Annotated in this window: 30 protein-coding genes and 1 riboswitch; of the genes, 6 read left to right on the plus strand and 24 right to left on the minus strand. The window is 42.9% G+C overall.

Features of this window, described 5'->3' with window-relative positions; all coding sequences use genetic code 11:
- Positions 1-25: 25 nt before the first annotated feature.
- Together P4361_RS15560 and P4361_RS15565 are read right to left on the minus strand one after the other, a co-directional pair.
- Positions 26-148 (minus strand): hypothetical protein, encoded by a 123-nt coding sequence (locus P4361_RS15560; RefSeq protein ID WP_256225522.1) that lies wholly within the window; start codon positions 146-148, stop codon positions 26-28.
- Positions 149-232: 84 nt separating this feature from the next.
- Positions 233-904 (minus strand): N-acetylmuramoyl-L-alanine amidase, encoded by a 672-nt coding sequence (locus P4361_RS15565; protein ID WP_328089969.1) that lies wholly within the window; start codon positions 902-904, stop codon positions 233-235.
- 352 nt (positions 905-1,256) lie between these two features.
- On the opposite strand from P4361_RS15565, the gene P4361_RS15570 reads away from it, so the two are divergent.
- Positions 1,257-1,676 (plus strand): MarR family winged helix-turn-helix transcriptional regulator, encoded by a 420-nt coding sequence (locus tag P4361_RS15570; protein WP_062231261.1) that lies wholly within the window; start codon positions 1,257-1,259, stop codon positions 1,674-1,676.
- Between the two features lie 87 nt (positions 1,677-1,763).
- Here P4361_RS15570 and P4361_RS15575 read toward each other — a convergent pair whose 3' ends face one another.
- Together P4361_RS15575 and mgtE are read right to left on the minus strand one after the other, a co-directional pair.
- On the minus strand, positions 1,764-2,342 hold the full coding sequence (locus P4361_RS15575; protein WP_053354833.1) for an NAD(P)H-dependent oxidoreductase: 579 nt from the start codon (positions 2,340-2,342) through the stop codon (positions 1,764-1,766).
- A 100-nt stretch (positions 2,343-2,442) separates the two neighbouring features.
- A complete protein-coding gene (mgtE, locus tag P4361_RS15580; RefSeq protein ID WP_328089970.1) occupies positions 2,443-3,801 on the minus strand; it encodes a magnesium transporter in 1,359 nt (452 codons plus the stop codon).
- 139 nt (positions 3,802-3,940) lie between these two features.
- A riboswitch (ZMP/ZTP riboswitch) is annotated at positions 3,941-4,032 on the plus strand.
- A gap of 53 nt (positions 4,033-4,085) precedes the next feature.
- Between mgtE and P4361_RS15585 the strand changes: the two genes are divergently transcribed.
- Positions 4,086-4,931 carry a bifunctional 5,10-methylenetetrahydrofolate dehydrogenase/5,10-methenyltetrahydrofolate cyclohydrolase gene (locus P4361_RS15585; RefSeq protein ID WP_328089971.1) on the plus strand — a complete coding sequence of 282 codons (846 nt, stop codon included), beginning with the start codon at positions 4,086-4,088 and terminating at the stop codon, positions 4,929-4,931.
- 319 nt (positions 4,932-5,250) lie between these two features.
- Here the strand turns inward: P4361_RS15585 and map are convergent, their stop codons facing one another.
- From map to P4361_RS15630, 9 genes are all read right to left on the minus strand, one after another.
- Complete coding sequence (gene map / locus P4361_RS15590; RefSeq protein ID WP_328089972.1) at positions 5,251-5,997, minus strand: type I methionyl aminopeptidase; 747 nt, start codon at positions 5,995-5,997, stop codon at positions 5,251-5,253.
- A gap of 117 nt (positions 5,998-6,114) precedes the next feature.
- Positions 6,115-6,717, minus strand: coding sequence for a TVP38/TMEM64 family protein (locus P4361_RS15595; RefSeq protein ID WP_328089974.1), 603 nt, complete (start codon positions 6,715-6,717; stop codon positions 6,115-6,117).
- Positions 6,718-6,954: 237 nt separating this feature from the next.
- On the minus strand, positions 6,955-7,410 hold the full coding sequence (locus tag P4361_RS15600) for a pyridoxamine 5'-phosphate oxidase family protein (RefSeq protein WP_053354837.1): 456 nt from the start codon (positions 7,408-7,410) through the stop codon (positions 6,955-6,957).
- A 154-nt stretch (positions 7,411-7,564) separates the two neighbouring features.
- The gene (gene hpaD, locus P4361_RS15605; RefSeq protein ID WP_328089975.1) at positions 7,565-8,548 is read right to left on the minus strand and encodes a 3,4-dihydroxyphenylacetate 2,3-dioxygenase; all 984 of its coding nucleotides are present in this window, start codon (positions 8,546-8,548) and stop codon (positions 7,565-7,567) included.
- 11 nt (positions 8,549-8,559) lie between these two features.
- On the minus strand, positions 8,560-10,035 hold the full coding sequence (hpaB, locus tag P4361_RS15610) for a 4-hydroxyphenylacetate 3-monooxygenase, oxygenase component (protein ID WP_062231248.1): 1,476 nt from the start codon (positions 10,033-10,035) through the stop codon (positions 8,560-8,562).
- A gap of 44 nt (positions 10,036-10,079) precedes the next feature.
- Entirely contained in the window at positions 10,080-11,594 is a 1,515-nt protein-coding gene (hpaE, locus tag P4361_RS15615; RefSeq protein ID WP_328089978.1) for a 5-carboxymethyl-2-hydroxymuconate semialdehyde dehydrogenase, read from the minus strand.
- Complete coding sequence (locus P4361_RS15620) at positions 11,578-12,369, minus strand: fumarylacetoacetate hydrolase family protein (RefSeq protein WP_328089979.1); 792 nt, start codon at positions 12,367-12,369, stop codon at positions 11,578-11,580. The genes hpaE and P4361_RS15620 overlap by 17 nt, the downstream gene beginning before the upstream one ends.
- Positions 12,366-13,301, minus strand: coding sequence for a 2,4-dihydroxyhept-2-ene-1,7-dioic acid aldolase (gene hpaI / locus P4361_RS15625; RefSeq protein ID WP_254781518.1), 936 nt, complete (start codon positions 13,299-13,301; stop codon positions 12,366-12,368). Before hpaI ends, P4361_RS15620 begins: the two co-directional genes overlap by 4 nt.
- Positions 13,302-13,411: 110 nt before the next feature.
- Positions 13,412-14,116, minus strand: a complete 705-nt coding sequence (locus tag P4361_RS15630) for a GntR family transcriptional regulator (protein ID WP_369795752.1) — start codon at positions 14,114-14,116, stop codon at positions 13,412-13,414.
- Positions 14,117-14,258: 142 nt separating this feature from the next.
- On the opposite strand from P4361_RS15630, the gene P4361_RS15635 reads away from it, so the two are divergent.
- Positions 14,259-14,564 (plus strand): late competence development ComFB family protein, encoded by a 306-nt coding sequence (locus tag P4361_RS15635; protein ID WP_053354843.1) that lies wholly within the window; start codon positions 14,259-14,261, stop codon positions 14,562-14,564.
- Between the two features lie 166 nt (positions 14,565-14,730).
- Positions 14,731-14,931 carry a cold-shock protein CspD gene (gene cspD / locus P4361_RS15640; protein WP_053354844.1) on the plus strand — a complete coding sequence of 67 codons (201 nt, stop codon included), beginning with the start codon at positions 14,731-14,733 and terminating at the stop codon, positions 14,929-14,931.
- A gap of 40 nt (positions 14,932-14,971) precedes the next feature.
- On the opposite strand, the gene P4361_RS15645 is transcribed toward cspD, so the two are convergent.
- The 8 genes from P4361_RS15645 to P4361_RS15680 form a co-directional block, all read right to left on the minus strand.
- Complete coding sequence (locus P4361_RS15645; protein WP_328089981.1) at positions 14,972-16,225, minus strand: ATP-binding protein; 1,254 nt, start codon at positions 16,223-16,225, stop codon at positions 14,972-14,974.
- Between the two features lie 86 nt (positions 16,226-16,311).
- On the minus strand, positions 16,312-16,479 hold the full coding sequence (locus tag P4361_RS15650; protein ID WP_156418809.1) for a hypothetical protein: 168 nt from the start codon (positions 16,477-16,479) through the stop codon (positions 16,312-16,314).
- Between the two features lie 77 nt (positions 16,480-16,556).
- Complete coding sequence (locus P4361_RS15655; RefSeq protein ID WP_156316224.1) at positions 16,557-16,697, minus strand: hypothetical protein; 141 nt, start codon at positions 16,695-16,697, stop codon at positions 16,557-16,559.
- Positions 16,698-17,009: 312 nt separating this feature from the next.
- A complete protein-coding gene (locus tag P4361_RS15660; protein WP_328089984.1) occupies positions 17,010-17,909 on the minus strand; it encodes a hypothetical protein in 900 nt (299 codons plus the stop codon).
- A gap of 166 nt (positions 17,910-18,075) precedes the next feature.
- Entirely contained in the window at positions 18,076-18,492 is a 417-nt protein-coding gene (locus tag P4361_RS15665) for a hypothetical protein (RefSeq protein WP_053354847.1), read from the minus strand.
- A gap of 285 nt (positions 18,493-18,777) precedes the next feature.
- Positions 18,778-19,896, minus strand: coding sequence for a DUF2268 domain-containing putative Zn-dependent protease (locus P4361_RS15670; RefSeq protein WP_328089987.1), 1,119 nt, complete (start codon positions 19,894-19,896; stop codon positions 18,778-18,780).
- 38 nt (positions 19,897-19,934) lie between these two features.
- Positions 19,935-21,176 (minus strand): MFS transporter, encoded by a 1,242-nt coding sequence (locus P4361_RS15675; protein WP_328089989.1) that lies wholly within the window; start codon positions 21,174-21,176, stop codon positions 19,935-19,937.
- A gap of 506 nt (positions 21,177-21,682) precedes the next feature.
- Positions 21,683-22,306 (minus strand): DsbA family oxidoreductase, encoded by a 624-nt coding sequence (locus tag P4361_RS15680; RefSeq protein ID WP_091006417.1) that lies wholly within the window; start codon positions 22,304-22,306, stop codon positions 21,683-21,685.
- Positions 22,307-22,511: 205 nt separating this feature from the next.
- Here P4361_RS15680 and P4361_RS15685 point away from each other — a divergent pair, with 205 nt between their 5' ends.
- Complete coding sequence (locus P4361_RS15685) at positions 22,512-23,144, plus strand: deoxynucleoside kinase (protein WP_265410557.1); 633 nt, start codon at positions 22,512-22,514, stop codon at positions 23,142-23,144.
- 87 nt (positions 23,145-23,231) lie between these two features.
- A complete protein-coding gene (locus P4361_RS15690; protein ID WP_091006413.1) occupies positions 23,232-23,459 on the plus strand; it encodes a hypothetical protein in 228 nt (75 codons plus the stop codon).
- A 51-nt stretch (positions 23,460-23,510) separates the two neighbouring features.
- Here P4361_RS15690 and P4361_RS15695 read toward each other — a convergent pair whose 3' ends face one another.
- From P4361_RS15695 to P4361_RS15705, 3 genes are all read right to left on the minus strand, one after another.
- A complete protein-coding gene (locus P4361_RS15695; protein WP_139223396.1) occupies positions 23,511-23,834 on the minus strand; it encodes a hydrolase in 324 nt (107 codons plus the stop codon).
- A 162-nt stretch (positions 23,835-23,996) separates the two neighbouring features.
- Positions 23,997-24,839: a TIGR03943 family putative permease subunit gene (locus P4361_RS15700; RefSeq protein ID WP_328089992.1), complete on the minus strand. Its 843-nt coding sequence runs from the start codon at positions 24,837-24,839 to the stop codon at positions 23,997-23,999.
- 12 nt (positions 24,840-24,851) lie between these two features.
- Positions 24,852-25,736 carry a permease gene (locus tag P4361_RS15705; RefSeq protein ID WP_062231218.1) on the minus strand — a complete coding sequence of 295 codons (885 nt, stop codon included), beginning with the start codon at positions 25,734-25,736 and terminating at the stop codon, positions 24,852-24,854.
- Positions 25,737-25,823 lie beyond the last annotated feature (87 nt).

Genomic DNA, 25,823 nt, shown 5'->3' on the forward strand with positions numbered 1-25,823 from the left:
TTGATGAGGAATGGGTATGGAAAACTTACTGATGCACTAATGTTGTATGAAATTTGGACAGACTTCTCCCGTTGACAGCTATTACATGTGTAATAGAGCGTACTTCAACCGTCAGCCAATCCACCATACAACGTACACCATTCAGCATTCCTACCCCTCCTTTGATCCAAAAGTATATTTGTTCCAATTATACCATTTTTAAATTTTGTATTGCAATAGGCAGCGCGCCATTTTATGAAGATTCATCCACATGAATAATCGCATCAAATCCTGCTTTTATGGCTTTCCGTGCTGCCTCTTCTGCATTCCCTTTTTGTTTAAAACAGCCAATTTGGACACGATAGAGCCTGTCATGCTTTTTTTCGTTAACCCGATGCACGCCTTCTCCTTTACTTTTTATGCTTTCCAATTGATCTTTTACATCCTGAAGAAAATCTTCAAAACTCTTCCCGTTCCTTTTTAACGCGTTCACAGGGTCTTTCCGCCTGCCGGGATCCAGCTGAAAATGTCCTTTAATATGCAGAGTGGGATTCCATTCATAGGTTTGGCACAGCCAGGAAAAAAACCAGACATATCGTTTGTATGCTTCTACCCATGAAATCTTTCCGCCGTAGCACAACTCCACTCCTATAGCCCAGTCGTTCGCATCAGACACCTGTCTTCTGACATGCCAGGCTTTCTCGCGCAGCGGGATGATGATCAGGATGTCCTGATCATCAATAAATACATGAGCAGAAGCAGCTAAATGCCTGCTGTTAAAATAGTTGAAATTTTGCAGGGCAGTGGAGCCTTCATTTCCAGTATCATGGGCAATCGCGTACCTCGGTATTCTGTTGCCGCCAGGCCTGTGCCTCCACTTTTTATCAATCAGCATAGAAGTGATACTGTAACGATTCCCGATCAAACCTATCCCTCATTTCCTTTTTACCTATAAGTAGGCAAAAAAAAACAAAAGGAGCTGCCTTTACAGACAACTCCTCCGCCTTAATTCGCTGCGAACACCCACACCCAGTAGATGATTCCTGCGAGAAAACCAATTCCAAGCAGCAAAAACCATAATGTACTGTTTTTCATCTTCCAACCTCATTCTTATTTCATTTCCACTTCGAGGGTACCATATTGGAAACGAGAAAAGAAGTTCCAAAACAGGAAAATTTGTGTCAATAACAGATAAATGTTTGAGTAAATGGCCGCCACAGTATACTATATTTAATAGAAGCGTCAATATTGAACTAAACGTAGAATAGGTGAATGATATGAGTGATAAACGCACGGAATCTATTGCAGAGCTCGAAACCAGCTTCCAAACCGTCTTTCGGACATTCAGGAAAGACATCAATGACCTTTTTTCTGATGATGTCCCCTCCAATGAGTTCGGAGTACTGAATCTGTTAAAAGATAAAGATTTCCTTACTGCATCTGAACTGGCAGCAGAAATGAAGGTGTCTTCAAGCCACATTACCGGAGTAACAGACCGTCTAATAAAAAAAGGTATGATCACAAGAGAACGTTCGGTTACTGACCGAAGAATCGTATACGTTAAAATAACAGAAAAAGGCCATTCTGTTGCAGAAAAACTGGCTTCCATCCGCCGGGGCTATTTCAGAGAAAAGTTCTCCGGGCTCTCTGATGAGGAAATGGAAAGAATGATAGACTATTTAAACCGAATGATTTAGTCTTAGAAATGGCAAAAACACTTAACCAACAAGTGTTTTTGCCTTTTTCAGTGCAGAGATTTTAAATTCAAATTCTTTTCCGCACCTTTAGAAAGACGAACCTAGGCTTCGAACGCATTGCAGCATTCTTTCTCTCTCTGATTCGGGAGACTGGATTACGTTGCCAAAATAGATGGATCGCTTGACCTCCATTCCGCAAAATTCAAAAATACTATGATCCCGCGCGAGATTCATTGCATAATGCATACCGTTCTTTTCGTAGATCTCAGAAGGCGTTCCAGTCGTGCAGATTGAAACTGCAGATTTTCCTTTTAACTGCGGAATGGGTTCTTCTCCATCCAGTTCATAAGCAAATCCATAGCTGAATACCCTGTCGATATACCCTTTTAGCAACGCAGGCATGCCTCCCCACCAGACCGGATAGATGAGCGTAAGGCAGTCACACCAGGTAAGCAGCTCCTGTTCTTTTTTTATATCAGTGCTGTACATATAAGCCAGGGACTGTTCATATTCCTCCTGTGTCAGAACCGGCTGAAATCCAGAAGAATACAGATTTCTGACAGCCACTGTGTGCCCGCTCCTCTTTAATTCCTCTGTATAAGTCTCCAGCAAAGCCATGTTGAAACTTTCTTTAGATGGGTGGCAGTACAGTATGACATGATTCATCTAATCTCTCCTTCCTACATTGACACGTATACGACACTTCCATTATTGTTGAAACCAGATAAAGCAGAGTAAAAACCCGCCGAGGGCGGCGGGTTTTGTTTCATATTAGATGAGAAATAAAGATCGACGCAGTCCCAAAATAGACAAGCAATGAAAAAATATCGTTGAGTGTTGTAATCAGCGGCCCTGAAGCGACGGCTGGGTCGACGTTAAAACGATATAAAAGAAGCGGAATCAGCGTTCCTGCAAGGGTTCCAATAATAAGAGTCAAAAACAGCGAGCTTCCAACCACCAATCCCAAAATGGCATTTCCCTGCCAGAAAAAAGCAACGAGTGCGATAAGAATTCCGCAGGTAGTGCCAATGATCAGCCCGACTCCAAATTCACGGAGGATGAGGCGCCAGACGACCTTTTTATCGATGTCATTGGAAACAAGCCCACGGACCACGACAGCGAGTGATTGTGTACCCGTATTTCCGGTCATTCCAGCGATCATCGGCATGAAGAATGCGAGCGATACGACCTTTGACAGCGTATCCTCAAAAGCAGAAATAATACTTCCGGAGATAATACCGATGAACAGGAGCAAGATCAGCCACGGAAGCCGGCGGTAAGAAGCAACGAAGGCACTGGTGTTAAAATCAATGGATTTTCCCGAAGCTGATAGCTTTTCAATATCCTCATTCGCTTCTTCGATCAAAACATCAAGCACATCGTCTACCGTTACGATTCCAAGCAAAACATCATTATCGTCCACTACCGGAACAGCAATGAAATCGTATTTTTCAATCGTGCGGGCCACTTCCTCCTGGTCCATGTCAGCAGCAACAGAGATGACCCGGGTAAACATGATGTCTTCAATCCGGTCGTTGAGGTCTCCAAGCAGCAGATCACGATAGGAAACGACGCCGGCGAGCTGCTTTTCTTCATTGATGACATACAAATAATAAATATTTTCAGCAAATCCGGCGAACGTCTTCAGTTTATCGACCGCATCGCGAACTGTAAACATCTGCGGGATCCAGACGAACCGATTGGTCATAATCCCGCCAGCGGTGTCGGCAGGATATTGCATGAGTGATTGGACCGTACGGGATTCATCCGCCTTCATGGATGCTAGAAAATCCTGAATCTCTTCAAATGAGAAATTACTTAGCAAGTCCGCCAGGTCATCGTTTTCCATCTCATTCATGATATGGGATGATCGTTCGACTCCTAATTTATGAAGAATCTCGATCTGAAAATGGCTGTCCAGTTCCTGAATGAGAGAAGCAAGCTGCCTTGTTGTCAGGAACGTAAGAAATTTATGCCGGTGTTTCTCCGGCAGCGTCTTATAGACTTCCGCGATGTCGTATGGGTGCAGTTCGTCCATTAATTCCTGGAACTCTTTCTTTCGAAGTTCTTTTAAACTTTTTATAACAAAAAGCAGGATCTGATTTTCCGTCATTTCCTTGAACACGAATGTCACCCCCTTGATATCGTTCTTATTATATAAGAATCTCCAAGAAACTGCGAATGCAACATTGATTTTTAAAAACGTGTTCTGCTGTATTGAATCTGTGGGAAAACTTGATGTATAATGAAAGCAACATAAGAAATAAGAGGGCAGCAACTGACGAGAACGTGTGGAATTGACCACAAGGAAGCTGCATTTTTTTAACCTAAAAAGCCGTTCGTCTGGGCAAAGGTAAGGAATCACTGTGTATATTCCTTGCCTTTTTTCTATTCTCAGGAGGTAATTGGATGGAAAACAAGCTAATACTCGATGGCACCCGTGTCGCAGCAGAAATTAAAGAACAGTTAAAAGAAAGAGTTTCGTCATTAACCAGCCAAGGCACCACACCGTGTCTGGCAACTGTTTTAGTAGGAGAAGACCCTTCTTCTGCTACATACGTGAAAATGAAAGGCAACGCTTGTGAAAAGCTAGGGATCCTATCAAAAAGGATTCATCTTTCAGCAGAGATCACCACGGAAGATCTATTAAACACTATCCATGAATTGAATCAGGATGAGAACGTGCATGGCATCCTTCTTCAGCATCCTGTACCTTCCCATATTGATGAAAGAGCCGCGTTTGAAGCGATCGACATTGAAAAGGATGTGGATGGCGTAACGAGCTGGGGATTTGGACAGACTTCGTTCGGATTTGGCAGCTATCCATCCTGTACGCCTGCAGCCATTATGGCCATTATGGATTACTATGACATTTCGATTGAAGGCAAGCACGCTGTCGTTGTCGGCAGGAGCCCTATACTCGGCAAACCGGTTTCCATGCTGCTCCTTAACCGAAACGCTACCGTAACCACCTGTCATTCCTACACTCAAAATTTGGATGAGATCATAAAACAGGCCGATATTGTCGTAGCGGCGGTAGGAAAGCCTAAGTTCATCCAAGGAGATTGGATCAAGCGAGGGGCCGTTGTCATGGACGCCGGCTATAATCCGGGCAACATTGGCGATGCTGATTACGAAGAATGCGAGAAAAATGCCGGAGCCATCACCCCTGTTCCAGGCGGTGTCGGTCCAGTCACTATCGCTATGCTGCTGAAACATACAGTGGATGCAGCTGAGAAAAAAAATGGAGAATAAGTAAAATAGAAAAAACTGATCCGTGAATTTTCGCGGATCAGTTTTTTTGTGGACCGCTTAGAGCCGCCTAGTTAACCATAATGGTGTTTTGGCGGGTATTTTCTTCGTATCGGCGTGTAAATGCTCTATTTTCGCGGGTATTTTCATCTTAAACAAAGCAATAGCTGAGTGTATGCTTTTCAGGCATACAACAGTATGAAATCTCCCGACTCAGATGGACATATTCACTTACTGAAGTTTCATAAGATAAAAAAACACTAGGAACCAGTGCTTTTCCAGCCAGTTCCTCGTGTTTTTATCTTTTTATTTACATTGCATATTATTGAGCAGTCAGAATGAGCGGACCTTCTTTTGTTATGGCAATCGTATGCTCATATTGAGTGGATAGCGAGCCATCAAACGTACGGGCGGTCCATCCGTCATTATCTATTTTCACATAGCGTTTGCCTGTGTTCAGCATCGGCTCGATCGTAAGGACCATTCCTTCTTTTAAGAGGGTGCCTGTTCCTTTTGTACCGGCGTGCGGCACTTGAGGATCCTCATGCATCACCCGTCCGATCCCATGTCCGATAAACTCGCGGACGACTGAAAGCCCTTCTCCTTCTGCATACTGCTGGATGGCATGAGAGATGTCTCCGATCCGGTTGCCAATCACAGCTTTTTCAATGCCGAGATAAAGTGATTTTTCGGTGGCCTCCATCAGATGGCGCGCTATTTCAGATACTTCCCCTACAGTATACGACCACGCGGAATCAGCAAGCCAGCCGTTTAATTTCACGACCATGTCAATCGTCACGATGTCTCCTGATTTCAGTTTCTTCTTGTTCGGAAATCCGTGGCAGATGACATCGTTCACAGAAGCACAAGTGGCAAAAGGATATCCCTGATAACCTTTTTGTTCAGGAGTTGCTCCGTGTTCTTTAAGAAACCTCTCCACAAAAGCATCAATTTCAAGTGTTGAAATACCCGGCTTGATGAGTTTCTTGATCTCTTTATGGCAATTCGCCAGCAGCTGTCCGGCTTTGTGCATTTGTTCAATATCTCTTTTTGACTTATAAGTAATCATGCGTATCCTTTCCCATCCTGCAAATAAGTAAGGTGTAAACTTACTATATTCTTTGTTTATCTATTTGTTCCCAGCAAACTTGCTAAAAACAGCGCAAGGCGCAAATCAATGGTTGATTTACGCCTGATGGCTTTGTTTCATTCTCGATTCGACAACTTTTCCGCCAAGCCAGAGGACTAAGATGCCAAATACCGTGAGCCCTAGTTTCAATGGATTTTTTATCACATCCAAAAAATCATAGCCGATGAAGGAGATGATGGCGATCATTACGAGCTTCCCAAGAGATACGGATAAAATGAATGTCTTTTGGTTGATCCGGGACAAACCGGCAATGACATTGATCAAAGCAGAAGGCGTAAATGGAAAACAGTAGATGAGGAAGAGTGTGCCGAAACCACGGCGTTCCATCCATCCCAGCAGCTTTTCAATCTTATGATGCTTTGTAATAAAATGAAGAAATCTTTGCTGGCCCAATTTCCGTACCAAAAAGAACACAATCAGCGAACCGATTACTGCGCCCAGCCAGGAAAAGAGGGCTCCCATCCAGAATCCGTAGGCCGCAGCGTTTCCAGCTACGATAATGAACAGCGGCAATACGGGAATAATGGCCTCAAGCAGCGGGAGAAGCACGCCGGGCAAGAAGCCTAAATCCCGGTATTGCTCTAAAAAATGCAGTATGTTTTCCTGCGAAAGATAAGTTTTCCACTCACTCCAATTCATAGCCCGGTCTCCCTTCTATATAGCTATCATCGTTTCCATTTCAGCCTTTATTTAATCTCATTATGCCCATCTAAATTATCGCCAAAATTAGACAGACTTTTCACCTAGTTTACCATATTCACTCAATTAGTCCTAGTAAACACGCAACAAAAAAAACCATCCATTCTGAAGTGACCCCAAAAAGTTAGACAGCTTTTTGGGGTCACTTCAGAACGAACGGATAGTTTTTTTGCTATCTTATTTCATTAGTGCTTCGTATACCTGCAGATCGAGTTCTTTTGCCTTTTCCGCGTTCGTGGTCTTTTCATACTCCGGTTCCTGAACAATCTTTGCTCCCCAGAACATACTTTCAAAGACATGATCGATCACCACTTCAATCTTGGCAAGTTTTAGTGGCACACCTTCCATTTTTTCCTCAAGAACAGCAGCTTTCCCATTGATGGAATACACGCTCTCCAATCCGACAATGGTTAAGACAACCTGTGGATTCTTCTTAATGTTAGCCACAATTCTCGAGTTGTTCGTTACTGTAAACCTGATTCTTTTTTCGTCACAGCTTTTTACCCATGATATGGCAGAAATTCCTGGGGCCTTCGTTTCTGCATCTACCGTACCGAGCAGCACAAGTTTCTCCCCCTGCAGATATTCAAAAAGTTCTGTGGAAAGCTGAGCAGGTATTTCCGGTTTGGCCATTTGAAAGTGCTCCCTTCTTCATCCGAGAATTTTTATGTACCATTTTATCTTCTCATAAACTGGTTTGGTAAGTAACGGATACAGCAAGAAATTTCAAAAAAACTGTCATAAGATAACTACTCTTATGACAGCTCTTCTCTATTTCCACGCTGTATCATGTCACAAAATCAGGTTTTTGCTGAGCAAGGACAGCTTTAGACTGTCCGACAGGCAAGCCGCTCTCCTGCTGAATAAATTCCGTTGCTTCTTCAAACCAGCTGTCAGGTGCCTTATGCCCCCAGAACGTCTGGCGCCGGGGGTCATTAATATCCCATTTAACCGGCTCAAAATCAGGGTCGCACGTTAAATAGTCTCCATTATATAGTTCCAGCCGGTTTCCATCAGGATCCCGAATATAGAGGAAAAAGGCGTTCGATAAACCATGGCGCCCAGGTCCCCTCTCGATACAATCGGCATATCCCATGCTTGCCAGCACATCACAAGAATGAATAAGGCTCATGGGATCAGAAAGCCAGAAACCGATATGATGCAGACGGGGCCCCTCTCCGTTCATAAAGGCGATGTCGTGGACAGATGGTTTGCGATGGAGCCAGGCAGCCCATGTTCTGTCGTCCTCTGTAGCCGTATACTCTGAACAGCGGAAGCCAAGTTCATCAGTATAAAAAGCGACAGCCTTCTCCACATCAGGTACCATGCAGTTAACATGGTCAATCCTCTGGATACGTGCTCCCTTGTATAGATCGTACTTTTGCAGGCAGCGTTCCACCGTTTCCATTTTTGAAAAGAATTCAAGCGGCATACCAGAAGGATCTGTTGCCTTAAGAACGCGGCCCAGCGCTCTTTGCTTACCCTCCTCCTCCCACTGCGTAAAAAGATTTCTTCCTTTGAAAAGTCTCTCAATCTTCTCAAGATCTTCTTCATGCCAAACTTTATAGCCGATGGAATGGACACCTGGCTGATCCGCTTTCTTCAGTACGAGGCAATGATGACAGTGTTCTTCCAGGCCCCTTAAATAAATGTGCTGTCCGTCGCTGTCCGTCTCAATAAAGCCTAACGCATTGACATAGAAATCTCGGGAAGCGTTCAAGTCGGTCACGTTCATGACTATCCGGGCCACTCGAATGATATTAAAGTCCATAAAGCACCTCCTTAAATACGAGCATAGTTGTGGTCGGCGGTTTTCACACGGCTCAAGAATTCCTGGACCATTTGTTTGTACGGTTCCTTGTTGAAGCCATCATAATAAATGTTGGACATGCGTGCGGGATCGCCAAAGAAATAATATTCGTAAAGCGCCTGCCTGCCGCCAAAGGAGCTCATGCAAACATCCCATGCAAGCCTGAAAAGCTGTACCCTTTCATAGCCATTGATGTTCGCTCCCTGTGTGTAGCGGTGTACGAGTTCCCCGATGTCTTCCGCTTCAAAGTCAGACTCTGTCGGTATCCCCATTAAGCCCGAGGCCCCTAAGATTCGTACGATTTCCACCATCCGCTGATACATTTTAGGGAACCAGTTTCGAGCTGCATTGAGCGGAGCGAAATCCGGGGTCATGTTTCCATAGGCATCAAGGGATGCATTTTGTTCAGCACGGAACAGATGAGATTGCATCGTTTCAAGAATGAGCATGACCTCTGACGCTTTTTCTTTTACGTGCGGAAACACATCGATGCCGATCGCATCCATAATGCTTAAGATGATGCCGAGAACGAATTCCGTTTTTACCGTATTTTTAGCTACTACCTGATGGGCCATATGCACGATCGCATTTGTTTCCACGTACGTACGATTACAGATGTCAGAGCTTCCCCCGACAAACACACGGTCCCACGGAACAAGCACGTTATCAAACACAACGATCGCATCGCTCTCTTCAAATCTTGAACTCAATGGGTGATCCCACTGGTTTCTTCCTTGGTCAAATGATTCACGGCACAGGAACTTCAAGCCTTCTGTGTTGTTGGGAATCGCGAAAGCCATTGCGTATGGATCATCCTCAGATGCCGCTTTGTTCAGGGTAGAAGGGAACACGACGATCTCGTCCGTCACACCGCCCAGCGTGGCTAACAGACGCGCCCCTTTTATCACGATTCCCTCTTTGTTCTTTTCTACGATTCTTGCAGACAGAAAAGGATCCTTTTGTTCTGATTGTTTTTTCGAACGGTTAGTCTGCGGATGGATGAGCGTATGTGTGAGGCTAATATCGTTTTCACGGCAATAGTGATAATAGTTTCTGGCGTTCTCCGCAAACATCGGGTCTCCCTGAGCAAAAAACGAATCTGCTGTACCAAACGCCATGACACTCGTATTCAAGTAATCTGGTGTGCGCCCCATCATTCCGCCCGTGTACCGCGCCCATTCTGTAAACATTTCACGGCGCGCGATTAAATCGTCCTTGGTTTTAGGGGCGATAAAAGATAAACCGACTTTATCTCCTGTTGTATCTGAGGTGTAGAGCATTTTATCCGCTTTTTCATGCTGGAGATCGAATAGATTGGCAATCGAACGTACCACGTTCCTTAAGGCAGGATGTTCTGTTACATCTGTTACTCGTTTTCCATGAATCCAAACGTTGTTGTTTGCCGTTTTTAAACCGTTGATATATTGTTCTCCCGTGCGTGCAGGCAATGTCATTCCCTCCCGGATATTAGTAGCTTGCTAGCATTCTGGTCTCAGGCGTTGGTATTCGCTGAAGCAGCTATGTTCTTTTTTCCGAACTGCTGAATATGGTGATCACCGACGGCCACATGAACGACTTTCATTTCTGTGTAAAATTCAAAAGCATAATGCCCGCCTTCTCTTCCAATGCCGGATGATTTAGAACCTCCAAATGGGATTCGCAAATCACGAACATTCTGTGAGTTCACCCACAGCATTCCAGCGTCAACGGCACCAGCGACACGATGGCCTTTTTTCATATCGTTCGTCCATACATAGCCGGCAAGACCATATTTCACATCATTGGCCATCTCGACCACTTCTTCTTCTGTCTGAAAGGTCATCACCGTTAAGACCGGACCGAATATTTCTTCCTGTGCCACCGTCATGTCATTCTTCACATTCAACAGGAGGGTCGGCGGAATAAAGTTGCCTTTGGAAAGATGCTTTGGCACTTCAGCAGCAAATACCTCACTGCCTTCATCCTCAGCAATTTTCAGATAGCGTTTTACATTTTCATAATGATCCTTATGAATAAGAGGGCCTACTTCGGTATCTGCATGGGAAGGATCGCCAACAATAATGTTGAGAACTCTTTTCTTTAAAGCGCTGATAAAGGTTTCACTTATTGATTCCTGAACAAACAGTCTGGAGTTCGCCGTGCACCTCTCACCATTGAAAGAGAAGATCCCCCATACACACGCATCAAGGGCACGTTCAACGTCACAGTCGTCAAACACAATGATTGGTGATTTTCCGCCAAGCTCCATGGAGAACCGTTTAAGAGAATCTGCTCCGTTCCGCATAATTTCCGAACCTGTCTTCGTCTCACCGGTAAACGAGATCAGCTGTACATCCTGATGTGCGACCAATGCTGCACCGGCAGTCTCGCCAAACCCATGAACAATATTAAACACACCTTCTGGAAGGCCTGCCTCATGAATGATCTCTCCAAGCTTGTTGGCCGTCAGCGGCGACCATTCAGCGGGCTTGAGTACAACCGTGTTCCCCGTAGCAAGAGCCGGGGCAACTTTCCATGTTTCAAGCATGAACGGTGCGTTCCAAGGGGTGATTAAGCCTGCTACACCTACAGGTTTCTGGATGGTGTAATTGATGAATTCATCGTCCACATGGTAGGCTTCACCGACCATTCTGTTCTTTACCATCTCGGCATAAAAACGGAAGTTGTCCGCAGCTCTTGCAACCATTTTCTTTGTCTGTGAGATCGGAAGGCCGGTATCCAGGGACTCCAGATGTGCCACCTGCTCAATATCCCGGTCGATGAGGTCCGCGATCCTATGAATGTGTTTCAGCCTATCACTGAGCTTCATTTTTCCCCAGGTTCCTGTTTTGAAGGCCTCCTTCGCCGATTTAACGGCCGAGTCGATTTCTGTTTTTGTTCCTTCTGCTACGGGATTAATCGCCTCATTTGTAAAAGGATTGATATTTGTAAACGTTTCTCCTGATGCTGAAGGTACAAACTCACCATTTATATAATGAAGGACGGTTTTTTCATAGCTGCTGCTCATGCTTCATCCCTCCTGCCGCGGTACCAGTATTGCGGCCATCAAGAATTTTATTTTCCAAACTTCCGATATAATCGATTTCAAGCCGTACTGAATCACCTGGATGAATGTGAGAAATCCCCTTTGGAGTCCCTGTCCAGATGATGTCATTCACTTCAAGGGTCATAAAGGAAGAAATGAACTCGATCAGCTCAGATATGGTATAGATCAAATTCTTTGTGTTGCCCTGCTGTCTCAGTTCACCGTTTACATAGGTTCTTAGTTCGAGATTGTTAGGATCGGGGATATCCGCCGCATCAACAAAATATGGCCCAAGCGGTCCGAAGGTGTCATGTCCTTTTGCCCGAACTGGCGGACGGTACATGTTGTTTACGAAATCCCGAACCGTTACATCGTTCGCAATGGTGTAACCGCTTACAAATTCCATCGCGTCCTTTGCTTTAATATTTCTGCCTTCCCTGCCGATGACCACAGCCAGTTCATTTTCATAATGCATATAGGTAGCGCCATCCGGATAATATACCGGTGCTTTATGTCCGACAAGAGAACTGTTCGGCTTAATAAAGAGAACAGGTTCAGCGGGTTTATCCAAGCCGAGTTCTTCCGCATGATCAGCATAGTTTAATGCCAAGCCAATCATCTTATTTGGCTTGAGCGGAGGAAGCCAAGCCTCTGCTTCATCCATGGAGATGGTCCGTCCGCAGCTAAGCAATAGCTGGTCATCCTTCACCGTGGCAGTCCGCTCTCTGCCCTCGAATATGATACGTGCGTGTTTCATTGCATCTCACTCCCAACTTTATTCAATAGACCATAACTGTTTAACACCGTACGAATTTCTTCTTGAATGCTGTCAGACGGCAGATCCATCGGAAGTCTCAGCCTTGGCTTAATTTTACCCATCATTCCCAATGCCGCCTTTAATGGTGCCGGATTGGTATCCCTGAACAGCACATCATTCAGCGGCATCAATTCATAATGAAGCTGCATGGCTTCTTCAATGTTGCCAGCTTCCCAGGCATTATACACTTCTGCAACTTTCCCTGGCAGAACATTTGCTGTTGCGCTGATATAGCCTTTTCCGCCGATCGCAAGCATTGGATAGCAGAGCAGCTCAATCCCGGAGAACAGCAGGAAGTCTCTTCCACAATTCAGAAGAACACGGTTCACATGTTCAAAATCCTTGTTCGACTCTTTCACTCCGATGATGTTCGGGCAGTCCTCTTTCAGCCTGGCGAGTGTTTTAACTTCCAGATTCACACCTGTTCTTCCTGGAATGTTGTAAACGATCAATGGGATATCAACAGATTGTGCAACAGCTTTAAAGTGATTATATAAGGCATGCTGTGAGGGCTTGTTATAATAAGGAACAATAACCATCGCGGCATCTGCTCCCATTTCCTGGGCTCTCTTAGTCAGATGCATTGTTTCCTGATGATTGGTTGACCCTGTTCCCGGAACGACTGGCACCCTCCCGGCAACAGACTGGATCGTCGTTTCCATCACTTGCTCTCTTTCCTGCAGCGTCAATGAGCTCGGTTCTCCTGTTGTGCCCGTAACCGAAATTCCATGGCTCCCGCTTTCAATATGCCAGTTGATCAAATCACGAAGAGTTTCCAAATCAAGGCTGTCATCCTCTTGAAAAGGCGTAATAATAGGAGCAACAGACCCTTTCAACCTGCTTTTTATCTCATCAAATTGACCAGTTTTCAAAATTATCATCTCTCCTTTGTAAGTAGCTGAAGTTTCCGGTTAAGTGCTCATAGACACTGAAGCCCGAACACCAGCAGTGCTTAGTGCCAACCTTTCTGTTTTTCTCCTCCTTATGGATAATTCCGTAATTCTTCCTCACCCTTTTTTTCTTCCAAAAATGACTGGACGGTGTTTAATTTGTGGGTCCGGACATAGGCTTCGATTTCTGAAAAAGAATGACGGTTAAAAAGCATCTCAATAATCTTTTCATGTTCTTCGATGGATTTTTTTGCTCTAGAGGGCTTGGTGGCCGCCCCCATCTTTCTTACACGGTCGAGCCTGTTCCAGATGGATTTGATGTTTTCAACTAAGAAGTGGTTATCGCAGTATTGGTAGGTTAAGCTGTGGAATTCCCGGTTGAAGTTTCCGAACATGAGAAAATCAAATTCATCCAATGACTCTTTCATCCGGTTGTTGATCGCAATGAGGTCGGTAATCTTGTGGCGGGGGAAATGCTGTGCTGAAATTGCAGTAGCATGGCCTTCTAAAACAGCCAGGACAGACAGCGTTTCCAGGTACTCTTTTTCATTGAAGGGGGTGACAACAGCGCCGCTGTAGGGTTTAAAATGAATGAGCCCGTCAGTCTCCAGATTACGAATGGCTTCACGAACTGGGATGGCACTTGTCTGCAGTTCTCTTGCCAGCTGGTCGATCACAATCCTGTAACCCGGCGGATAACGTCCATCCAGAATACGTGACTTAATGACCTTATAGGCATACTGCTGTTTGCTGATTTTGTTGTTATTTTCCATAAATTTATGATAATCGAAAATCATATATGATTTCAATCCAATTTTCAGAAAATAATATATTATTTGTAAATTTAGGTAAAAGGAATCATCCTTTAACTAATTAATTTACAGATGTAGTAAAAATAAGCTATTCTAGTTCTATCTTATTAAAGGGGTAAATAAAGCCATGAAAGTCAGAAACGCGATGGAAATTCTTGTTGAAGAAGCGTTAAATTATTATTGGAAGCAGCTCGAACTCCCATGTAAATGTGATCTATGCAAGACCGATGTTTATGCCATTACACTGAATCAGCTTCCCCCGAGATATGTTTCCAATGAAAATGGCTATGCTTACGTAAAAGCACAAAATTTTAATGATCAATCAAGAATAAACATATTGAACGAAATCGTAAAAGCTACAGGAAAAGTAGCCGTACAACCTTCTCACCCTCTTTCCCGTCCATCGGAAGATCATCATCCTTCAGAGGAGTAAAGGCTTTTTAATTTTTCTGACAAAACAACTTGCCTATGATATTTTTCTATGATATAGTAGTTCCAACCATTTAGACTTTGATTACATATTTATGTGCTGTAAGTAAATGTTTGAAAGGTTCTATGGTAAAAAAAGCACACCGTGCAAAGTTTTAGGAGGCATAGTAATGCAAACAGGTAAAGTAAAATGGTTTAACGCAGAAAAAGGTTTTGGTTTTATCGAAGTTGAAGGTGGAGACGACGTATTTGTCCATTTCTCAGCAATTCAATCCGATGGCTTCAAATCATTAGATGAAGGCCAGGAAGTTGAATTTGAAATCGTTGATGGTGCACGTGGACCACAGGCTGCCAACGTTGTAAAAAGATAATCAACTTAAATTGAGGGACTGGCTTGTTAGCCAGTCCTTTTTATTTTGGAAAAAAAATTTTAAAATGAGTCCCTTTACCGATTTCGCTGGCAGCCTCAATCCTTCCGTTCATTTCAGCTGCCATTCGGTAACTTGCCATCAATCCTAAACCTGTCCCGCTTGTTTTGGTAGAAAAGAATGGATTCCCAAGCATTTTCAACTGTTCCCTTCCCATGCCAATCCCTGTATCTGATATATTGATAATCACTTCTTTGTCCTCTATAAAAGCGGATAGCGTTACCGTTCCCCCTTCCGGAGTTGCTTCAATCCCATTTTTAATAATGTTCATCAAAATTTGTTTTATTTTTACGGGATCTCCCACCACATGAATAACATCCCCAGGTTTTTGAACAAGATCTACACCCTTTAACAGAGCATATGGAAACATGACACTTCTTAACGAGGATATTAATTCGGAAACATTCAACCGCTCAATCCTTGAAGAGTTGGTCTTAACGAGTGACAAATAATCAGAGATAATCATTTGTGCCCTGTCAATTTCTTCAATCATCATCGTTAAGAAAATCTTTTTATCTTCAGGTATGTATTTTTCGTTTTGGAAAATCTGCATAAAGCCGCGCGCAACAGCCATGGGATTACGGACTTCATGGGTTACAGAGGCTGCGAGCTGCCCTACAGAATGAAGCATTTCAGATTGCTGCAGCCGAAAATTTAGTGCATAACGGATATTTTCAATCAAGGAAATGACAACAATAAGTGCCGCTGTTTGAAGTAAAGGATAAAATGCATAAATCATAGCCTTCTTCATATCCCAGCTCAACGAATGGAATAATGCCAAGTAAAGCATGAGAAAAAGCAGCTTGGAAAGTGTAATTCCCAATGTAATGTCTGTAATTTTCTTTAATTTTTTCTTGATCGGAAGCAGATGATACGTTTGATACTGACTGCTCGTTATAAGCCCGGCTGCCAAGGTGAAGAGGACTGCAATGATCATACCCTCGCCTCCCAGGAACAACCGATACCCTATCAAAAGAACAGCTGTAAGGCATCCTGGTACGATTCCTCCATATAGAAAGCTGATGAACAGCGGGACGTAACGAAGATCGAAAAAAACACCTTCCGAAAAAGAAACAGGGAATGTCATACAAACGAGAACAACACCTGCATTAATAACTTGGAACAGAAACGATGCTCTAGTCCGGTTTACTGTGGTGTTTTTCTCGAATAAAACAAATTGCAGGCAAATTATCGGAACGAGGATGACCAATAAATTAATGATCAAATGTTCTATCATTCATGTATTGCCCCCTCTCCGGTAATATATAGATAATTCTTCAGAATTCCCTATTTCCCTTCATTTTTTTTACAAAATATGCATCTTCAGTCAGAATCTTCATTTACTTGCCTATAGCTCAGCAATGTCAAAAGAATACTGCTGGCTATAGAAATAATGTAGAAATAATAGCTGGCATGCGTAACAAAATAATAGACAGCAAAACAGGTGATCGCCAGAAGAGCCAGAAAGAATTGAAACATCCATTGACGCATACGGGATTTCCCCTCTCTACCCTTTCTAACAAACTATTCCGGCAGCCCTCCGTTTGTGTCTGTCTAAGGAAGACGAATTAAACCGTTTTTCTCTGTTTATATTGATGGATTTTATCCAGAATTTCTTTCTTTTCCCCCTCATTAAATACACCTAATCGGTGCAAAAAACGGGTATAATGTTCAACCTTCTTCAAGGACATCCTGCTGCTCCAGTTCATGCTTTTCCTCCTTTTTCCTCAAGGAAACTTTTTTAATGATAATAAACACTATATGCTCAAAACAAAACATTGGACACCTTTTCAACAAACTTGTACTTTTTTTTAAATGGCTTAGTTAAAGCATATTGTTGATTTTCTATCATATTTGACATCGCATACTGCTTAAAAGAGACCCTCAAGTCTTTTTCTCCAATAATAAGGGGGGATGGCCGGCGATGATAAGAGCCGGCTGATTTGTGAAACAAATGAAAGTAACAGAGCTTTAAAAATAAAAAAAGAGCATGATTCATGCTCTTTCTTTCTTCCTTTATCTTACTTTTTAAACGCCAGAGAACCAAGCATTGACCAGAACGACGGCTCGATTCCTTCAATTGGTTCACGGACAGGCAAGTGAACGGTGTATTTCACTAGATGTCCGTCTGTTTCCTGGACGATGATATACTTGATGAGTTCATCGGAAGCTGTCTTTAGTACGAGTTTCGCCCTGCCGAACGCTCCGCTGTCTACGTCAGATCCCTTTACCTCATCTGGTTTCCCTATCTCTTCTAACTCTTTTATTCCCAATGATTTAATGTCTGCTAAACTGGCAGCATCGTCAAGAGGCTCGATCCTTACAAAATATTCTTCATCCATCTGAGAGTATAATAGGTCCCGGCCCGGCTCCTCTGCTGTAAAATCAAAATGATCAAATTTGTAGAAGTAATATCCTTGGTCACTTTCAGCCAATTTGGCAGTTCGTTTATCTTGTTCTCCTTCAACGTTCACAATAAGTGTTTTTGTTTTCGGAAGAACGGTTTGCTCAGGCCTAGGCTTTGGCTTAGATGGCTGAGCTATTGGAGCCTTAATCAATTTAATGGTCTCGGCTGTGTATTGATGATTTTCTGCTTGAAAAGATATGGAAACGGTAGAACCCGTTTTTATTGTTTTAATAGCCTCCTTGGATGCATCTGTCAGCTGCAGGAGGAGAGTCCCGTTGGAAGCTGTTTTTATTTCAATCGTTTGATCATCCATTTTCTTTGTATAGATTCCCTCATCGGTAATCATTTGCGCTTTTGTATCAGCTGGTTTGTCTGATTGTTCATTATTCTTATTTTCTTTTTGTATTTCTGATGGGGCCGCTTCATCTTTTTTTGTTGTTTCAGAACTGCAGCCGGCAGCTCCGAAAACAAGAGTCCCTGCACACAGCCCGGCAATCCATATTTTATTTTTCAATTTTATCACCTCATAGAGTTAGACGAATCCGTTTAAGATTAGTTACATCATTCTTGTGTTGTCATGTGCCTCTCTTTCTATATCGGCTGTTATGTATCGGTCTTTAATCCTGCTAAAATACGATCGCTCTATAGCAAAAGAAAGCCGAAAAACGGCTTCCTCTGTGTTAGGAACATACAAAGTATGCGATACGGTTTGAATCAATGCCAAAGTAGTTCCATCTGAATCCGTTCCATCTGAACCCTGCGACCGACCGGAATCCCGCAAACGTAAGCCATGCCCAAAAACTTTGTCCGTTGTTCAACCAGATATAGACATATCGGTATAAACAAGGCCTTATAGCACCTGGATCAATGGCAAAGGTACCTGGCTGTCCGGAAAGCAATGCTGGTGAAGCTTGAGGAACAGCAGTTGGCGGAGGTCCTGGGGGATACATCCCAGCTTGCTGGCTTCCTGGGCCTTGCTGCTGGCCACCTGGAAATGGCGGAAACTGCTGGCCTCCCTGTCCACCCGGAAATGACGGAAACTGCTGCCCTCCCTGTCCGCCCGGAAATGATGGAAACTGAAATTGCCTTTCGTTCAAATTCTCTCAACTCCCTTTCTGTATTACCCTATCATCCTATGCCCCCCTGTCCTGTATGTATAGGCATCGGGCTACAAACAGGAAAGTATTTGCCTGGGTTTCTTCCGCCAAATTCAGGGTATGGTAGAGAAAGGAGCGATAGTATGCCGCGTGTAAGAAATGGAGTAAAAGGAATCCTAGTTGCTTTTTTAATCAGAGAAGGAAAAAAAAGAGTCCTTCCTTATGTACTTCGAAAAATTAAAAACCGCCATAATAAAAGGTGATCCTGTAATAGGGTCACCCTTTTTACCGGTTCAGAAAAACTTTTTTGCGGTTTATCCGATAGATGTCATTTTCATCTTTTAGAAACCTGGATTGAAAGAATGCGAGCGTATTTCCCGTCTCCTTCTCAAAAACATGGTAAAAAGCTTGCTGATCTCCAGTAAATAACAGCTTTAAGATGCTTTTCTTTCCATAATCATGAAGCAGCTGATCGATAGCAAAGTAACTCTGCTCATACGGTTTATAAGGTGAATTGATTTTATTCGCTTTTTCCCAATCTTTGACCGAACTCAATTGTTCAAATGGAACCAGTTCAAAAGGCCTGAAAACCGGTTCCCGGCCGATGCTTTTATAGCTGATATATTCAGCGAGACCCTCTTCCAGCCATCTTGGAACGTTTTGATTATCAGTGCCTCTCTCCGTTAAATACGCAATGATAAGATGGTGGGCATATTCATGGGCAAACAGTTTTTTAATCGTCCGCATATGTTCAGTTTGAGCAGGAGGAACGAGAAGGTGGATGGTACTCTCTTTAGGCACGTACATCCCATTTAACGATTCATAATGATTTGGCGGTAAATTTTGCTTCATGATTAAAGGATTATGGTAGAGAATCACCCTGACTTTTGGGACATGATTTAAGTGCAGGACTGCACTGACTGCTTTTTCAGTGGCCTGGCTCTGGTTGATCAGCTCTTTGGCATAGATTGAATCTTCCGCAGGATAATAGAGATCCACATTCTTTTCCGTTTTGTTCTGGAGAGAAGAAAGATGCCTCATACTCCGCTGCAAATAATCATACTTGTATAGGAATGCTTCCTGATAATAATCCTTTTTTACTTGGGCATTGATCGTTCCGTCTTGCAAAAAAGAGTAAAAGGAATAATTGGACAAAGAAAGAACAGCACTTGCCACACCTGCTCCAATCGCTAATCCCATTCGAGATACCATTTTCCGTTTATCAGGTGAGCCGCTGATCAGCCCCAAAAATCCGTGCATAAACCAAATAAAACAAACGGCAAGAAGCACTACGGCTAATAGTATCCCCATCATGCCGTCCAGCCGCATATAAAGGGTGAACAGGCAGGCGATCATCATTACAATTTTGCCTAAAAAGGAGAGAATTGCTTTGATAACGTCCATCTCATACACCTCCTGTCACTTTAATACATTTGCTCCATTCATAAAACAAAATTGGAAGTGTGCTGATTTTCCGTCCTGTTTTTATTTTTTACTTTCTGTCCTACCTGAAAGAAAGGCAAGGCCAAAAGGGAAAGGAGCGTTAAACATCCGAATACATAGAAACCATGGCTAAAACCAAATGTTTTCAGCAAAAGGCCGCCGATCCAGGGTCCTGCACTAAAGCCGATAGAGCGGAAGGACATTGCCCCAAAATATGTTCCTCTCATATGATCGGGTGCCAAGTCGTCCAGCAAAACATCACTGATCACAAATACAATAATCTCCCCAAGAGTGAGAACAACCATAGAAAGGACGAGAAATAACCAGTTCGAGGATAATCCGAAACCAAGCAGGGCCAGACTGAAAGCAGCGCTTCCTATCCGCAAGGCAAACATCGGATCAAATCTCTTTACATAATTCGTCACCGGATACTGCAGGATTAAAACACTCACAGCATTCGTCACAATTAGATAAGAAAATAAGGTCACTCCATGATGGAATTGGGGTGAGTTCCCCATATACTGGGCGAGCGTGGAATCCATCTGAGATTGCGCCATCAGAACTGCTATATTTCCAAGAAGAAAATACAACAAAACTTTGTCTCTGCTGATCACACTTACTGCCTTCTTGATGGTCAATTTATTCTCCTGCTGCGGCTGAAGACTTCCTTTATATTTTTTCATTAGCATCAGGACGATCACTGCATAAAGAAAATAGACGGCGGAAGTGATAAAAAAGGTGGCCATCGAAGTTGAACTGCCTAAATATGTACCTGCCACTGGCCCGATCGCGGCTCCCGCATTAATGGTAAAATACCGGGCATTAAACACACTCAACCGGTTTTCTTTTGTTGTCACGTCGGCCAACAATGCTCGGGAAATGGGCTCAAACCACGATCTGCACAGACCGTTTATGGAATTCAGCACAAAAAAACTCCAAACAGTATCTGCCATCGCAAAACCCGCGAAAACACCGCTCCAAGTAAAGATCGCAATAATCATGACCGGGAACCTGCCGATACGATCTGATAAGTAACCGCCAATGAAACCGCCAAAGGTGCCTGTCAGTGCACTGATACCGATGATCAGTCCGACAGTCTGAGGATCAATGCCCTTCTCCTTGTATAAAAAAATAGCCAAAAATGGCATCGTCATAAAAAAAGCTGCTCTGGAGAAAAAAGTCCCCATTATAATAGTAGTTACAATAGGATGCCAGTGCTGCATAAATGTTTTTCTGCTCATCGCGCATACCCCATATCTTTTTACATTGTGAAGCTTTTTCTCTTTTTAATTTAATTTAACATGACTTACATTCTTTACCTATCTTTTTTTAATTTATTTGAAACTTTTTCAGAGTGGATTCGTCTAATAGAATGTAACCCCCCTTTTTTAAATAGAAGCGTAAAAAAAGCCTCTGACCAGGGCTTTTTTTATTTTTTGGCTCTATTCAATTAACGCATACTGATGCTTGAAAGAGACCCTCAAATCTCTATCTTTATACAGTAGGGTGTGATCGCTGGAGAGGATAAGAGCCGGCAGATCAAGCACACCTTTAAATATCATCAACATTGACAAACACCTCTATTTTTTCGTGATATTTCATACTCATATCAAAAAAATCACACATTCCCTATATCAATTTTAAGCTTTGATATATTGTACTCATCCCTATCAACCCCTTTTTCATCGTAGAATGAAAAAAGAGCCTCACAGGCCATACCTGTGAGGCTCTTTTTTTGTTTATGATTCTATTGGCATTCGTCACCTTCGCAGAATTGCATCTTCTGATCCCTGATCGTGCATCTGATCGCTTTTTCAATGGAAGCCTGTGGATACAGCCCCTTTAACACACGCTCTCCGATTACGATCGTGGGAGCAGCCGTAATGTTGTCTTCCTTCGCTTCTCCCTGTTCACGTACTAATTTTTCTTTGAATTCCTCTGATGAAAGAGCACTTAGGAATCCGGAGCGATCCAGCCCCGCTTCCATCGCGATCTCCGCTAAGACGTCTTTCTTTTCAATGTCCTTGCCTTTTTCAAAAAAAGCAGAAAAGACGAGCTGTGAATACAATTGATCTTTGCCTTGTTCTTTTGCATATATAAAACCTTGATGAGCTAAGCCGGTATAAGGTAACGCTGGAAGATCGGGAGTATTAATTGTTCTTCCCAACTCTCTAGCATGGGGCAATACAGAAGTTTCCCAATCTGCACTCCATTCTTTAATTGCCTTTCGGTCTGAAGGAAAAGGGTGCAGTTCAAACGGCTTCCATTCCACTTTAACGTCCTTGCCTTCAACTGCTCTCTTGATTGCTGTTTCTGCCAAGTAGCAGTATGGGCAAGTATAATCAGAGTATACTTTTAGTTTGATGGTCATGATACACACCTTCCTTGCAGTTAATCAGTGATGAAAACATACTCTTTCTCTTATAATAGCAAAGCAGCCGCCAGAAATGTACTATTCAGCTTTCCACAAAAGTGATATATTTAGAAGGTGTTTGCACTTACAGCACCATATATAGACACAATCAATATACATAACAAGAAATGGATACATACAGGGGGCTTATTTAGTGATTTTAATGGCTGGAATGATAGGAACTGGCAAAACAACATTCGCTGAACTGATCAGTGAATCTCTCGGAAGCCAGGTTTTTTACGAGAGTGTAGGCGATAACCCCATTTTGCCTGACTATTATGTAAATCCTGAACGGTGGGCTTTCCCACTTCAAATTTACTTTTTAAATACACGGTTTAAAACTATTCGGCAGGCAATGTCTGATCAGCACCATGTCCTTGACCGCAGTCTTTACGAAGACCTGATCTTCGCGGAACTGAATTATGAAGCGGGAAATATGACCAAACTGGAATTTGAAACGTATGTGGATCTGCTGGAAACGCTAATGAATGAAATCAGTTCTTCACCGAAACAGCGTCCAGATCTACTTATTTATTTGGACAGTGATTTGGATACTGCCTTAAACCGGATCAAAAACCGCGGCCGGGATTATGAACAGATAGAGAACCATCCCGAGCTTCTGGAATATTATAAGACGCTTCACGGCAAGTATAAAGACTGGATTCAAAATTATACGAAAACGCCTGTCTTGATCATCGAAAGTAAAAAATACGATGTCCATAACAAGCAGGATGCGGAGAAAGTCCTTACTTTAGTAAAGGAAAAACTCTATTCTCTTGAACCCCTGACCGTTTAACCAGCCCCTCCTTCTGTAACTTATGAATAATCAGCTCCTCCTTTTAAAAGACTAGAAACAACCACAAAAGCAAGGAGCTGAACTCACGTGTTACTATGGATTCTCATGGCTGCTGGCCTCATTCTATGCGGCGGCGGATTGGTCTGGACATGGAAGGTACTGCAGTCCAAACGGACCAAAAATGCAGCAGACGGCAATGTTAATGCTGCCATCGCAAGGCATACCGTTGTCCTCAATCCAGTTCTATTGGCTTTTATTTTCTTTTCAATTGCGGTAATTATTATCATTTACGCCGCATTCTTCATGTACTCGTGATAAGAAAAGCTGCTCCCTACGCTAAACTTGGCGTTACGAGCAGCTTTTTCTTTATTGGCGTTCGCCAAGAATCCCCATCGACTCGATATGCTCTTTTGTCAATGGCTGTCCATGATCATGTATGAACTGGTATATGTCCTTCAACGTCTGATCGTAACGGTGGTTATCAGCATCATTATGATAAGGAACGTATGGAACATGAGATCTTAAAAAGGTATCTGTGGCTGATTCGTCACACTCTCTGAACAGTTTTGTAAGCCGGCTTGCCTCCTCAGCTGTCGCCTCAATCTCAAATTGAAAACTGGAAGCTGTTTTATCGCTATGTACCTCTCCTGTTTCTACATTGACGTAATACGGCTGCTTTTCCAACATCATCACTCCTGCTCTTTTCTTATAGCTTGTTTCATATTGAAAAAAACATTCATACAAGAAAAGCGCAAGCGCCTTGTTCAAGTCCAACAAGCGCTTGAGCTAGACATCACTTCTTGATTGCTGAAAAAAAAAGCAGACCCTTTTTAGGTCTGCGGTTTCTTACGATTAATTATTGCCCCGGTAAACATATTGTTCTTTCGGTGCAGTTGTTTTTGACCAGGAGTCCACTTTGACATAAGGGATATTGGTTTTAAAAGGCTGATAATAAATCTCCGAGATCTTGCCTTTAACGGTAATCCATTCATCATTTTTCAGCTTTACACCATTGGGCATCTCAACCATCATGCCGAATACTCCGGAGTCTGCTACACAGTGGATAATTCCAAATCGAAAAACGAAAAGCTGATTTTTTTTCGTATCTGAATCATTATAAACAAATCCCTTAAACGAAATACTCTTGTCATCAAAATCACCTGGATAATTATAGATGGTTTCCATGCCCTTTAGATAATTTGTATCATTTAAGGCAAGTGTTTCGTATTTAGAGTACTTCTTTTTCTCTTTTCTCATCAATTTATCATAGGCATCCTTGCCATAATATACGCTTGTATCCGGCCGCAAAAATTGATTCTGAGCATACGGATCGCCTTTGGATTCCTGATTTACAGGAAAGTGAAACCCCTTCGCTTTAACAATATTGGAATCCATCGTAGCGACAGGAAGGAAGATTCCCGTAATCACCGGAAATGCAAAAATCGAATAAACGAACAGCTTTTTATACCATGTATCTTCAACAGAGTGGCTGTGATCGCAGCAATCGCAGCTGGCATCTTTCTCATCATTCTTTACGGCATTGCGAAACTGTACAATGGTCAGGAGCGCTAAAGCAAACATGACACTGAATGACAGGTACGAGTACTTCATATTAATGTACTTGCTGATGTTGCCTGATGCATGAAGCTGCATGATCAAAAATGTAAATCCCATCAATAGATATCCTCGAATCATAGTGCCACCTCCTTAGAACAGCAATGAATATAAAAATACAACTACAGACAGTGATGCAACGACGATCAGAACCAGTTTTGTCTTAAATGTCCCGAGCATCATCAAGAGATTCTTCATGTCAAGCATCGGCCCGAACACAAGAAACGCCACTATGGAGCCTGTGGAAAACGTACTTCTGAATGAGGACGCAATAAACGCATCTGCTTCCGAACAAAGGGATAAGACAAAGGCAAGTCCCATCATAACGAGAGAAGATGAAGCTTGTCCCTGACCGATGGCAAGCAATGTGGATGTCTTTACATACGTTTGAACAGCCGCTGCAATAAGTGAGCCGATTACTAAGTATTTACCCATCGAAAAGAATTCTTCAACAGCATGATTCAGGGTTTCCCCGATCTTTTGTTTAACCGTAAGCTTTTTAAGAGAATGATGATGTTCGATCCGAATCTTCAAACCGTCCCCTTTATAAAAGAAAGCAAGAATCAGACCTACCACCACTGAAACAGCAACAGCGCCGCCAGCACGGTATAAAGGCATGGTCCAGTTGCTTCCAAAGGCGACATAGGTTGAAAAAAGGACGACCGGATTGATAATGGGTCCTGTCAGCATAAAGGCAATACCCGCATAGATGGGTACTCCCTTGGAGACCAATCTCCTGACAATCGGTACGATCCCGCATTCACATGCTGGGAAAAGGGCGCCTAAAAACGAGGCGAACAAAACTGCAAGAATTGGATTTTTTGGCATAACCTTTGCCACCAATTCCTCCGAAACAAAGATTTGTATGATTCCCGCCATAAAAACACCGAGAACTACAAAGGGCAGTGCCTCAATTAAAATCGAAATAAATATCGTATTCATCTGCAAAAATGATTGCGGCAGTGATAAAAAGAGCATAGATTGCCTCCTGGATGTTTTCCTTCTGCAGTAAACTATAAGACAAAATAAAGCAGCCGTCTATTTTTATCTTTTTATAAAAATATT

Source organism: Fictibacillus sp. B-59209, assembly GCF_036216745.1.
In the GTDB taxonomy this organism is placed as follows: domain Bacteria; phylum Bacillota; class Bacilli; order Bacillales; family Fictibacillaceae; genus Fictibacillus_C; species Fictibacillus_C marinisediminis.

What these genes read in the sequence shown, in the direction of transcription:
- hpaD (WP_328089975.1), bottom strand. Translation starts at nt 8,548, where the DNA reads ATGGACTTTAATATCATTCGAGTGGCCCGGATAGTCATGAACGTGACC.
- hpaE (WP_328089978.1), bottom strand. Translation starts at nt 11,594, where the DNA reads ATGAGCAGCAGCTATGAAAAAACCGTCCTTCATTATATAAATGGTGAG.
- P4361_RS15575 (WP_053354833.1), bottom strand. Translation starts at nt 2,342, where the DNA reads ATGAATCATGTCATACTGTACTGCCACCCATCTAAAGAAAGTTTCAAC.
- P4361_RS15595 (WP_328089974.1), bottom strand. Translation starts at nt 6,717, where the DNA reads ATGAATTGGAGTGAGTGGAAAACTTATCTTTCGCAGGAAAACATACTG.
- P4361_RS15705 (WP_062231218.1), bottom strand. Translation starts at nt 25,736, where the DNA reads ATGCTCTTTTTATCACTGCCGCAATCATTTTTGCAGATGAATACGATA.
- P4361_RS15675 (WP_328089989.1), bottom strand. Translation starts at nt 21,176, where the DNA reads ATGAGCAGAAAAACATTTATGCAGCACTGGCATCCTATTGTAACTACT.
- P4361_RS15645 (WP_328089981.1), bottom strand. Translation starts at nt 16,225, where the DNA reads ATGATAGAACATTTGATCATTAATTTATTGGTCATCCTCGTTCCGATA.
- P4361_RS15685 (WP_265410557.1), top strand. Translation starts at nt 22,512, where the DNA reads ATGGCTGGAATGATAGGAACTGGCAAAACAACATTCGCTGAACTGATC.
- P4361_RS15620 (WP_328089979.1), bottom strand. Translation starts at nt 12,369, where the DNA reads ATGAAACACGCACGTATCATATTCGAGGGCAGAGAGCGGACTGCCACG.
- P4361_RS15560 (WP_256225522.1), bottom strand. Translation starts at nt 148, where the DNA reads ATGCTGAATGGTGTACGTTGTATGGTGGATTGGCTGACGGTTGAAGTA.
- map (WP_328089972.1), bottom strand. Translation starts at nt 5,997, where the DNA reads ATGATTACTTATAAGTCAAAAAGAGATATTGAACAAATGCACAAAGCC.
- P4361_RS15635 (WP_053354843.1), top strand. Translation starts at nt 14,259, where the DNA reads ATGAAAGTCAGAAACGCGATGGAAATTCTTGTTGAAGAAGCGTTAAAT.
- P4361_RS15650 (WP_156418809.1), bottom strand. Translation starts at nt 16,479, where the DNA reads ATGCGTCAATGGATGTTTCAATTCTTTCTGGCTCTTCTGGCGATCACC.
- P4361_RS15570 (WP_062231261.1), top strand. Translation starts at nt 1,257, where the DNA reads ATGAGTGATAAACGCACGGAATCTATTGCAGAGCTCGAAACCAGCTTC.
- cspD (WP_053354844.1), top strand. Translation starts at nt 14,731, where the DNA reads ATGCAAACAGGTAAAGTAAAATGGTTTAACGCAGAAAAAGGTTTTGGT.
- P4361_RS15600 (WP_053354837.1), bottom strand. Translation starts at nt 7,410, where the DNA reads ATGGCCAAACCGGAAATACCTGCTCAGCTTTCCACAGAACTTTTTGAA.
- P4361_RS15700 (WP_328089992.1), bottom strand. Translation starts at nt 24,839, where the DNA reads ATGATTCGAGGATATCTATTGATGGGATTTACATTTTTGATCATGCAG.
- P4361_RS15630 (WP_369795752.1), bottom strand. Translation starts at nt 14,116, where the DNA reads ATGATTTTCGATTATCATAAATTTATGGAAAATAACAACAAAATCAGC.
- P4361_RS15585 (WP_328089971.1), top strand. Translation starts at nt 4,086, where the DNA reads ATGGAAAACAAGCTAATACTCGATGGCACCCGTGTCGCAGCAGAAATT.
- P4361_RS15670 (WP_328089987.1), bottom strand. Translation starts at nt 19,896, where the DNA reads ATGGACGTTATCAAAGCAATTCTCTCCTTTTTAGGCAAAATTGTAATG.
- P4361_RS15655 (WP_156316224.1), bottom strand. Translation starts at nt 16,697, where the DNA reads ATGAACTGGAGCAGCAGGATGTCCTTGAAGAAGGTTGAACATTATACC.
- P4361_RS15680 (WP_091006417.1), bottom strand. Translation starts at nt 22,306, where the DNA reads ATGACCATCAAACTAAAAGTATACTCTGATTATACTTGCCCATACTGC.
- P4361_RS15695 (WP_139223396.1), bottom strand. Translation starts at nt 23,834, where the DNA reads ATGATGTTGGAAAAGCAGCCGTATTACGTCAATGTAGAAACAGGAGAG.